Origin of the sequence: uncultured Metabacillus sp., from assembly GCF_947503125.1 — a bacterium.
Classification (GTDB): Bacteria; Bacillota; Bacilli; order Bacillales; family Bacillaceae; genus Metabacillus.
Map to the genome: position 1 here is coordinate 1 of NZ_CANNCR010000092.1, position 11916 is coordinate 11916.

Annotated in this window: 7 protein-coding genes, 1 pseudogene and 2 riboswitches; all 8 genes and pseudogenes read right to left on the reverse strand. The window is 36.5% G+C overall.

The window, feature by feature from the left end:
* Window positions 1-207: 207 nt before the first annotated feature.
* The 8 genes and pseudogenes from Q1B07_RS24970 to Q1B07_RS25005 all read right to left on the reverse strand — a co-directional run bounded on the left by Q1B07_RS24970 (window position 208) and on the right by Q1B07_RS25005 (window position 11650).
* Window positions 208-1530, reverse strand: a complete 1323-nt coding sequence (locus Q1B07_RS24970; RefSeq protein ID WP_299095022.1) for an NCS2 family permease — start codon at window positions 1528-1530, stop codon at window positions 208-210.
* A gap of 145 nt (window positions 1531-1675) precedes the next feature.
* Window positions 1676-1777, reverse strand: a riboswitch (purine riboswitch).
* 82 nt (window positions 1778-1859) lie between these two features.
* On the reverse strand, window positions 1860-3407 hold the full coding sequence (gene guaA / locus Q1B07_RS24975; protein ID WP_299095024.1) for a glutamine-hydrolyzing GMP synthase: 1548 nt from the start codon (window positions 3405-3407) through the stop codon (window positions 1860-1862).
* A 207-nt stretch (window positions 3408-3614) separates the two neighbouring features.
* Window positions 3615-3717: riboswitch (purine riboswitch) on the reverse strand.
* Between the two features lie 29 nt (window positions 3718-3746).
* A complete protein-coding gene (locus Q1B07_RS24980; protein WP_299095026.1) occupies window positions 3747-5963 on the reverse strand; it encodes a transglutaminase domain-containing protein in 2217 nt (738 codons plus the stop codon).
* Entirely contained in the window at window positions 5960-7180 is a 1221-nt protein-coding gene (locus Q1B07_RS24985; protein ID WP_299095028.1) for a DUF58 domain-containing protein, read from the reverse strand. The genes Q1B07_RS24980 and Q1B07_RS24985 overlap by 4 nt, the downstream gene beginning before the upstream one ends.
* Complete coding sequence (locus tag Q1B07_RS24990) at window positions 7180-8142, reverse strand: MoxR family ATPase (protein ID WP_299095030.1); 963 nt, start codon at window positions 8140-8142, stop codon at window positions 7180-7182. Before Q1B07_RS24990 ends, Q1B07_RS24985 begins: the two co-directional genes overlap by 1 nt.
* A gap of 251 nt (window positions 8143-8393) precedes the next feature.
* Window positions 8394-9083: a response regulator transcription factor gene (locus Q1B07_RS24995; RefSeq protein ID WP_299095033.1), complete on the reverse strand. Its 690-nt coding sequence runs from the start codon at window positions 9081-9083 to the stop codon at window positions 8394-8396.
* Between the two features lie 10 nt (window positions 9084-9093).
* Window positions 9094-10551, reverse strand: a pseudogene (locus tag Q1B07_RS25000) (HAMP domain-containing sensor histidine kinase).
* Between the two features lie 124 nt (window positions 10552-10675).
* Window positions 10676-11650, reverse strand: coding sequence for a DUF4822 domain-containing protein (locus Q1B07_RS25005; RefSeq protein WP_299095036.1), 975 nt, complete (start codon window positions 11648-11650; stop codon window positions 10676-10678).
* Window positions 11651-11916: the final 266 nt, after the last annotated feature.

The window sequence follows — 11916 nt, forward strand, 5'->3', positions numbered from 1 at the left end:
TTTGCCTTCAATTCATGAGTGGCTTATGACCTCGAGGGGCTAGGCGCTGGAGCTAGACACTAAAACTAAGTACAAAATTTTATACTTTCTTACCTTATAAAAAAATAGAAGCTCCTTTTTCATCTATCATTTTTGAAAAAGGAGCTTCTATACATTTATCAAAAAAATGATATTTCCCAATACCTCTATTATTCTTTACTTATTACCTTAAGCGATAAAAATAAAATATAGAACAAATACCACAAACAAAAAGTACATAATAGGATGAATTTCTTTACCCTTTCCTTTTAAAAGCATTGTTATCGGATAGAAAACAAACCCACAAGCAATGCCAGTAGCGATACTATAAGAAAGAGGCATCATGATAATGGTAAAGAATGCTGGAACTGCAATCTCCAAACGATTCCAATCAATATCTTTTAAAGTAGAAACCATTAAAATACCTACTATAATTAGTGCAGGTGCTGTTACTGAAGGAGTGATAACTCCTAATAATGGTGAAAAGAAAAGCGCTAGTAAAAATAAAACAGCCGTTACCACAGAAGCAAAGCCAGATCTTGCACCTGCCGCTACACCTGCAGATGACTCTACATACGCGGTCGTTGTTGAAGTACCTAGAATAGAACCAATAGTTGTTGCCGTCGCATCGGCAAATAACGCCCTTCCTGCACGAGGCAATTTATTATCCTTCATTAATCCAGCTTGGTTTGCAACTGCTACAAGTGTTCCAGCAGTATCGAAAAAGTCAACAAATAGGAAAGTTAAAATAACCACTAACATCTGAAGAGTAAAAATTTGATCAAAATTTATAAAAGCTTGGCCAAATGTTGGCGCAATACTCGGTACGGCACCTACTATTTGCTTAGGAACATCAATTAACCCAAAGATCATTCCTGCAATTGCCGTAAGAAGCATCCCATAGAAGATTGCTGCTTTTACTCCGCGAATCATTAGGATAATCGTAATGATTACTCCGAAAATGGCTAATAATGTTGTTCCTTCGTGGAAATCACCTAAACCAACTAATGTTGCATCGTTATTTACAATAATTCCAGCATTTTGAAACCCAATAAACGTGATAAACAAGCCAATACCTGCTCCCACTGCATATTTAAGTTCAGCTGGAATAGAATTTATGATTGTTTCTCTAAGTCCTGTAAAAGTCAATATAATAAAAATCAATCCAGATACAAGCACACCAGAAAGCGCCGTTTGCCACGGTATACCGTATGTAAGTACAACTGTAAAAGCAAAAAATGCATTTAATCCCATTCCTGGAGCCAATGCTATTGGATACTTCCCTACAACGCCCATAATCAGCGAACCGATAGCAGCTGCTATAGCTGTTGCAACAAAGACTGCTCCTTGATCCATTCTCATGGCATCCGGAAGATCAGGTACGGCTTGTAAGGAAAGTGTGGTAGGATTAACAAATAAAATATAAGCCATAGAAAGAAATGTAGTTAATCCACCGATCATTTCACGACGGTAGTTTGTTCCCAATTCGTCAAATTGAAAATACTTTCTCATAATGTTAATATCCTCCTTTTTTTGTAGCTTACGCTAATGCAGACAAAATAAACGAGTCTAGGCAAAACAAACTCTTATAACGCACAGAAAAAGCGCTCCATGCCTTGGAGCGCTTAACTTACAAAATAGTTAATAAAGAAAGTTTTCACCTATATTAACACTTCGTAGTCAAGCTATTTACGGCAGCTTGGTAGAGACTTTTGGGCCATATCCCCAATATTATACGACGCATTTCGACTTATTTAATTCTATTTTATTCTATCAGCATAACATCTCTTTGTCAATAAAAAACGAACATTATTTTAAATAATGTTCGTTTTGTTCGTGTTTTATTCCCACTCAATCGTTGCAGGTGGCTTGCTTGTAATATCATACACAACACGATTTATATGTTTTACTTCATTAACAATTCTTGTTGAAATAACTTCTAATACATCCCACGGAATTCTCGCCCAATCAGAAGTCATGCCATCAATCGATGTTACAGCACGAATACCGATTGTATAATCATATGTTCTTGCATCTCCCATTACCCCAACGCTGCGGATGTCAGGAAGTACCGTGAAGTATTGCCAAATATCACGATCCAGACCGGCCTTTTTAATTTCCTCACGTAAAATATAATCAGATTCACGAACAATCTCCAGTTTTTCCTCTGAAATTTCACCAAGTACCCGAATTCCAAGACCTGGACCAGGGAATGGTTGTCTCCACACAATTTCATCTGGAATTCCCAATTCTGTTCCTAATGCACGAACCTCATCTTTAAATAAAGTGTTTAATGGCTCAATTAATTCGAACTCCATATCCTCTGGAAGACCGCCAACATTGTGGTGGGATTTAATTGTTTGAGCTGTTGCAGTACCGCTCTCAATAATGTCTGTATAAAGCGTTCCTTGTGCTAGAAAATCAATGCCTTCCAGCTTAGCAGATTCATCATCAAACACATAAATAAATTCATTACCGATGATTTTACGTTTTTGCTCAGGATCTGAAACACCTTTTAATTTATTTAAGAAACGATCCTTCGCATCAACCTTAATGACGTTCATATTGAAGCCTTCACTAAATGTCTTCATAACACTTTCAGCTTCATTTTTGCGCAGTAGTCCATGATCGACAAAAATACATGTCAATTGATCGCCAATGGCTTTATGAATTAAGACCGCAACAACAGAAGAGTCAACACCGCCGCTTAATGCACAAAGCACCTTTTTATCGCCGACTTTTTCCTTAATTTTAGCTGATTCCATTTCAATGAAATTCTCCATTGACCAATTACCAGCACATTCACAAATTGAAAATACAAAGTTTTTCAACAAATCATTTCCATATTCACTGTGGCGTACTTCCGGATGGAATTGTACACCATAAAATTTACGTTCTTCATTACTCATTGCTGCGTATGGACATGATGTACTTGTTGCAGCAACCTCAAACCCTTGTGGAATTTCTTTAACTAAGTCGCCATGACTCATCCAGACAACTTGCTGCTCAGGCAGATCAGCAAATAAAGCAGATTTTGCTTTAAGATCAATTGTCGCTTTACCATATTCTCGATGATTCGCTGGTTCAACCTTTCCGCCAAGAGTATGTGTCATAAGCTGCATTCCGTAGCAAATACCTAAAACAGGGATACCTAAATCAAAGATTGCTTCATCACATTTGAATGCATTTTCTCCATATACACTATTCGGACCGCCAGATAGAATGATTCCTTTAGGATTCATTTGTTTAATCTCTTCCGCCGTTAATGTATGTGGATGCAATTCACTATAAACACCAAATTCACGAATGCGTCGAGTAATTAATTGATTGTACTGACTACCAAAGTCTAAAACAACTACCATTTCTTGAATGTTTGCCAATGTCGTCACCTCATACGTATTATCACTGCAAAATAATGCATTTATTCAAAGCTACTTTAGCGTAGGAACAAAAACTCGGGAGGCGCCTTTATTAGCCTAGGGTAAATAAGACATCCCAAGCTACCCCTCCTATCGTTGCAACAACCGAAACTACACTAAAAAAAAACTAGACTCCTGTCCTTCAAATAAAAAGAAGGCAGAATTCTAGTTATACGTACAAACTTATTCTGCCTTCATAGTCAGGTAATTTCGGCTACCCGGTAGAGACTCTCGGGACCATCCTACCCGAGGATATATGAAGGAATAACTATTAATTTTTTCTATTCTATCAATCTTCTTATACAATGGTCAAGATGATGTCTTTTTTATTAAATTTTCCCACAATTCTGCAGACCTCATCCATTCCTCTTTTGCATTATCACGGCGGTACAATGCCCGTTCATAGTTTTTCGTTAACACAGTCATATGCTCCATTTGGAAGTAATCGTCAATAGACTGAGCATATTCCCGTAAGGTTTGGCTATCCTTCCTTTTCATACCAAAGCGATCAAATTGCTTTAACAAGGAATCATAAGCCAGGAAGAATACTTGATCATCGGTGCGTTTTCTGTATTTGCGAATGATTAGCAATGGCAGCCATTTCATTCTTGTTTTATAAATGGCCAGTCCGATTAAAAGCATAACGGCTATTGTAATATATACAGCAGTACTATCCAAGCGAATGTTTAAAAAGTTTCTGCCGGCTTGTTCATTTTCAGACTCTGAATTCATTTCTTGTTTTTCTTGCTCAGGTTTTTCAGGTGTTTGCGGCTGTTCTTGTTCTTCTTGAACAGTTGGTTCCTCTTGTTTAATTTCCTGCTCTTGTTCCTCTACTGCCTTATAATCAAATGTCAGATCATATGGATTAACAAAGCCTTTAGTCGGTTCAAATGGAACCCAGCCAACACCATCAAAATAAACCTCTACCCAAGAGTGGGCATTGTTATTTGTAACCCGATATTCTTTCTCGGTATTCGTTACATTTTTAACAAATTCACCTTCAGTGTAACCCTTTACCCATCTAGCAGGAATATCAATTGAACGCAAAAGGACAATCATAGACGTTGAGAAATTATCACAATACCCTCTTAGAGTCTCAAAAAGGAATTGATCAACATAATCCTGATTTCCCTCAGGAATGGCAACATCTTCTTTATCATATGAAAATTCATCTGATCCCAGGTAACTCTCAATTGCTTTTACTTTATCAAATTGATTATCTTCATTTGCAGTAATCCTGATAGCAAGCTCTCTTACTCGGCTAGGCAGAGAATCTGGCAGCTGGGTATACCTTTCGATAAAACCATCAGGGACACTTGCAAAACTCTGTTCCTTTCTCATTTCATTGAGGGGATAAGAAGGAAGATCGTAGCTAATCTCATATGACATAAACTCCTGCCTCGAGCCTTCATTCTCCCTAAACGGAGTAATCAGCTCCGTATTTTGATTGAAATAAAAAGATAATTGATTCTCTGTTTCAATCGCTGATAATCCTAAAGGATACATCACATGAAGATGGCGATAGCTATTATTTATCGTGATCGTCGACTTCAAGCTTTTCGTCTCTACACGTTCATCCGTCCAGTTTAATTCGTTAAAATTCGTTATTTCCTCTAGCTCAGCCTCAGGATCGGATGCTTCCCAACCTTTTCCAGTATAGACATCCTTTGTTTCAATCCGCCAATATTGTGTATCAGATGAAACATGTGTAAATACCTCCGTATCATCCTCAACAAATCCGCCGCCCAACTGCTCATCATTTTGGCTATAGCCAATTCTCTGCATCCCGCCTTCTCCACCTTCCCGGCCAATTGCGGTAATATAAGGAACCGGATCTGGCCATTGAGGTGAAGCCTTTGGTGCAAAAATGGCGAGAACAATTGAGAGTGAGATAAACGCAAATAACGGCAAAATCCAGCGAATAGAGGTTAACCGCTTCATGTTTAAGTTTTCGACTTTTTTTAATCGATCAAGATAAAGCATACCAAGCATAAAAAATCCGATTATCACAGTCCTAACGATGGCTAGTGTTGCGTCATACGGGGTAAAGGTATCTAACACGGTTATATAAATAAGTGTCAATACAAAAAATAACAGGATCCGCTTTTGATAAAGAATCCAATAATGAATTAAATAAACAAGTAACCATAAAAGAATAAAAAACAACAACGTTCTAAACGAAGAAGTCATGTTTACCCAATCAGCATTTGGCATTAAGCGAAAATTAAACATAAGATCCTGGAATAGATCTTTTAACCAAAAGAAGCTAAAAAACACCCCATCAAAAAAGAGTCCGTGCAGCATAAATAAAATGATCATGATCTTAACCGGGAAGGTCACATACCAGCGAACTCTTAAGAAAGCTAACAAAAAGCTTATTCCAATAAAGAAAACGAATATAAATGTATTTGCCGTATCGGTAAATGCTTGAAGAGGTCTTAACCATTCCCACAGCAACATAAACGTAAACAAAAAATAAACAAAGGCAAATGTTGTTTTGCTATCAGGCGAGATTTGAATTTTCATGATCCGCTCACCTCTTTGAACTCTTTATCCGATTTTTGAATGCTTAGTACTTTAATGACAATATCAAGCTTTTTTAATCTTTCAATAAGTACCGTTTCTTCTTTCGTGATTCTATCATGATTATTCTTTATCACAAACAGCATGAAGGTTTGTTGCTGTCTTAAAAGAGATTCCAGCTTCCGAACCAAATCCACTGATAGATGACTAGTAACAATCATATTTGTGATATGCTTCAAATCAGCACCTACCAGGTCTTTGCTTATTATCGACGATATAGGCTCTTGACTATCACAGTCAACCTTCGCAAGGTGATAATAGAGACTTCGAACATGCTGCTCATCAGACTGAAGGGAAAAGATTTGTTTGCTGCTTCCAATTGAGACGAGTCCAACACGGGCGCCACTCTTGATAATCGCCTGTATTAAAGAAGCCGTATACGTAACCATTGCCTCAAACATCGGGGACTTAACCCGATCCAATAAGATAACGACATCATGACTTTGCATTTGCTCAAATTCCTTTGTCATAATGGAGTCCCTTCTAGCTGTAGCCTTCCAATCAATCCAAGCAAATTTATCACCAGGCTGATACTCTCTCACACCAACGGCCATTGTTGAATCCTGCCAATACTTTGCTAAGCTTGATGAGGCACCTTGCTCAAATTGTTTCCGTCTTGGATGATAGACTAAATCAACAACTAAAGGATAAACGAGAAAATAATTTTCAACTTCAAAGAATGTTTCTTTTTCAATTAAACCAAAGAGGTCTCCCGTTTTCAGACGAATTGACGTAAAGTGATGTTCACCTCTCGGCATTTGATTTAAAACATAGCTAAAGGAAAGTGTTTTTTTAAACCATGGGAAAAAGAGTTTCTTTGGTTCCTCTATCTTTTCGATGGCATGAAGCCGTTCAGAAAGAACATCCTCTACTAAGAGATAACATAAAGGAAATGGGAATTTTCGTTTAATCGTTACTGTTGCAACAAGTTTTTGACCTACAGTAAATTGCTCTTGATTGACCGTTCTAGTAATCTTAAATGAACGAATCGGATAGATCACTAGCATAAGTGAGTAAATAGCAAAAGGAAAAAAGCTATAAAAGAGAAACCAGCTGACAAAGCCGCCTTGAAACATGGCATAACTGAATGACGCTAACGTGAGTATTAAGAGGAAAACCAGCTTCCAACCTACATGAAATCTCTTAAAAAGGTTCTTCATTAACGACTTAACGACCTTTGCACAGGCACAGGTGTCCTATCTATGATTTCACCAACAAGTTGTTCAGCGCTTTTCCCCTCAAACTTTGCTTCAGACCGTAAGATTAATCGATGTGGAAGTGCATATAAGGCTAAATATTGAATATCATCAGGAATAATATAGTCGCGGCCGGTAATAAAGGCATAGGCTTGAGCCGCTTTCATTAAGGCAATCGAAGCACGCGGACTGGCACCTAAATAAATAGAAGGATGCCTCCTCGTTTTGCTTGTGATATCAATAATGTAGTGTTTAATCGTTTCATCTACATAAACGTTTTGGATTTCGTATTGAAGTTCAACTAACTCCTCTTTCGTGATGACACTGTCAATTTTATGAATCGGCCTTTCTTTTTCTGCAAGGGATAGCACCTCATATTCCTCAGCCTTTGATGGATAACCCATTCTTAGCTTGAATAAAAAGCGATCAAGCTGTGCCTCAGGCAATGGATAGGTACCCTCGTAATCTACTGGATTTTGGGTGGCCATCACAAAGAAAGGCTTAGAAAGTACCCGAGTTACACCATCTACTGTAATGCTCCCCTCTTCCATCCCTTCCAGCAATGCTGATTGTGTTTTTGGAGACGTCCGATTGATTTCATCTGCAAGGATCACATTCCCAAAAATCGGTCCCTCGCGAAATTCAAATCTCAGCTCCTTAGGATTGTATATAGAAACACCTGTTACATCAGAAGGTAGTAAATCAGGTGTAAACTGAATTCGTTTAAATTCGACCCCGACTGATTTTGCCAGAGCACGTACCATCATCGTTTTCCCAACACCCGGGACATCTTCCAGTAAAACATGACCATTTGCTAATAACGCAACAAGACTTAAGATGCTTACATCTCTTTTCCCTACAATAACATGTTCAATATTTTTAATAACTCGACCGAGTTTTGGATGCATTTCTTCAGTATGGGACATGATTTTCCTCCTAGAATGAGTTTCGATCTTACTTCCTATTATAGTATTCTAAGAAACTTATCAAAACCCTTTTGCATTTACATTTTTTGTTACTTTTCAATTGTATTGTCGATTTTTTGTCATCGAAAATGAGCATAGAAAGGGTACTGCAAACATTATCAGGAAATTTTGTATACTAAGACGGTTTTCAAACTAAAAAAGCCTATTCCCTAAATAACATTTGTCTCCTCTCCTATTAGCATATTTTAGATTTATACTGAAAATCGATAACCTGCTCCCCATACGGTTTCAATAAATTGCGGATTTGCAGGATCAATTTCGATTTTCCCACGAATTTTTCGGATATGGACCGTTACAGTTGTGATATCTCCCGCTAAGTCCTGTCCCCATATTATGTCAAATAGCTCCTCCTTACTAAAAACACGATTAGGATGCTTGGCAAGAAAAGTTAGCAGCTCGAACTCTTTCGCAGTTAGATTCACTTCTTTATCATTTACGTAAACCCTGCGTGATGTTTCTACTATCGTTAATCCTCTGATACTTATTTCTTTTTTATCTACTTGCTTATTTCCACTCAATCGCTCGTAACGAGCTAAATGTGCTTTAACCCTTGCAACAAGCTCACTTGGACTAAAAGGCTTAATGACATAATCATCTGCTCCGAGTCCAAGACCTCTGATCTTGTCGATATCCTCTTTCTTCGCTGATACGATTAAAATCGGAATGTCTTTTACAGCACGAACCTGCCGACAAATCTCAAATCCATCCACGTGAGGTAACATTAGGTCAACTATTATCAAATCGTATTCAATAGTAAGAGCTTGTTCAAGGCCCTCTTTTCCTGATTCAACTAGTTCAACGTCAAAACCATTTATAACAAGATAGTGCCTTTGAAGTTCACCAATACTGGGATCATCCTCAATAATTAAAATCTTTTTCAATATATACACCTCACTTTTTTGCATATCTTAACGTGAAGAATATACTCGTTCCTTTCCCTATTTCACTCGCTGCCCAAATTTCTCCACCATGCTCACTAATAATTTGTTTGGCAATAGCCAGCCCTAGACCACTCCCGCCTGTTACGGTATTTCTAGCACTATCTGCGCGATAAAAGCGATCAAAGATATAAGGGAGAGACGCCGGGTCAATTCCATCACCATAATCGTTTATTTCAATCTCGATATTATGTCCTCTCTCGACTACAGAAAATCGAATAATCTTTTCGCCCTTCTTCATATGCTTTAAGGAATTTTGAATAATATTAACTAGTACCCGTTTTAATTTTTCTCGATCCACGATCACCAACTCATTGGTATCAACATCTACCTTACATTGTACTTTAATATCTTGTTCTTCAAAATCCCAGCTTAGCTCATCAATAAAATACTTAATGTAATGGACGATATCGATTGCCTCAAAGTTAAATTGTATTTTTTTAAATCCAGCTTTAAAAAAGAAATAAATCATCAATAAGAGAATCCATATCGGTTGCTCTTCGATAAATCGTTGAAAGATATTTGTCCATTTTTTCGGGAGTATCAGCAACTCCATCTCTAATCCCTTCCACATATCCTTTAATAGCCGTAATAGGAGTTCTTAAATCATGAGAAATATTAGAAATAAGTTCTTTTCGATTTTCTTCATATTTCAGCTGCAAATCGATTGATTCTTTTAACCTTTGACGCATTTCTTCATATGCCATGCTTAGTTGTCCAATTTCATCCTTTGTTCTTGCTTTCACTTTAAAATTTAAATTCCCATCCCTGATTTTTTCTGTCGCAAGTTTCAAGGAATGCTATGGTTTGACAATACTTCTTGTAACTAAGTAATTAAGAATACCATTTGTTACAATTAATAAAATAATCAACACTCCTATTAAAATAGGAAATAGATTCTTCGATAATGCTGCATATGGACTAACCTTTTTTATAACATAAATACTTCCTATTTCTTGGTCAGCAAAATAAAAATCAAACTTCACATATGAGAAATAATATTTTCCATAGCTAACGTATCCCTAACATGTATATTTGACGGCTCAAAAGATGGGAGGTCGTCTGCACTCTTGATAGAGATTAGAGTGTCAGTTTTATAAATAATTGAGTCCCCTTTTCTGATAACGAGGGCAGAAGGTACATCTTTTAACTTCTCATCAAATAATTTTAGTTTACGCATATCTAATAATTGATCTTGCTGTTTTTTCGCTAAATATTTCAAATCTAAAAATACATTCTCTTCCTGAGAGGTAATGGGTTTGTGTGAATAATGATTTGCATATAAATGTTTGATACTACTTATATCTCCTGTAATAGCTAAAATCATTAACAATCCACAAAGAATAAAAAGACCGATTGTAACAACCAACATAGCTGTATAGGATAACAACATTCTTAAACGAATTGACATCACAACACCTCCTATACAGAAAGTAAATTTCCCAGTACATCTTTGTATAGAACAGAACGAGGCTCATCATATACTAAAAAGGGAACGGAGACTCCGTTCCTCTTTGACTTCGTTCACAGTCCTATTATTTAGTAAATTTTAACTTAAAATCACCATTATAAGGTATGTGTTCAACGGTTATGATGATTTCTTTTCCATCTTTATCTTTACCCTTTCTTTTATAGGTAAATTTATTTTCATTAAGCTCTGTAAGTTCAAGAACTGCACCATACTTCATTCCTTGTGAAACGTGAGCCCTTATCTTATTTCCATTAACAACATCGAAATAGCCATAATCACCGCGGCTTTGACCTGTTTTAGCATCAAAAAATTCATACTTATTTGTTTTATCGTCATATTTTGCAAGACCTAAAAAATTCGAATTATAGCTAGCTACATCGTTACCATTTTCATCAAGCACGACTGTTCCTTGCCATAAGGTGCTAGATAAAATTTTGTCGCCATCAACATCTGTAACGATTTCTCCTGTGCTAGTTTCCAATGATTTCTCAGAATCAGTAAAGGAAAGGTCAGTTTCATTATAAGGAATATGATCAACGAATACCTCTACATCGTTACCATTAGCATCTTTCCCCATTCTTTTGTAGGTAAACATATTTTCATTAAGCTCTGTTATTTCGACTATAGCCTGGTATCCCTTTGATTCTGAAATTAATACGCGAATTTTCCCATCATTCGTAATAAAGAAGGTGCCATAATCCCCACGGCTTTCTTTTGTCGTTTTATCAAAAAATTCATATCTCGCTGTTTCATCGTCATATTTCGCAAGACCAATAAAATTTGCATTTTCTTTGGTTAAATCATTATTATTTTTATCATAAACCTTTGTTCCTTGCCAATTTGTACTGCTAAGAATATTAGCCAATTCCTGCCCTTTCGTTAACTTACCCTCTTTCTTTTCTAGTTCTAGAGATTTATTTTTACTAATTTCCGTTTTTTCCCCGTTTGCATTAATTTCTTTTGCCTGTGATTCTGCTTGACAGGCTGAAACGATTAAAGCCATGCTAGCAATACATAATAACATGATTAGTTTTTTCATCGTATTTCCTCCATATTTTGCATTACTTTTACTGCTATCAATACTTTTAAAATGATCGTCGACGTAATTATATTGTAACTTTAAATGCTTAAATTCCTGTAAACAAACTCTTAACAAAGTCTTAAATATTAATTAAATAAAAAATACACTTTATAGCGTGAATTTTCTCCTGTGCTGCAAATTTATACCTTCTGGTGTATGAAATAATGTAATTACCAATAAGAAACATAAAAAATCCCCAGCGACTTCAAGTAAGATTTAAGTAC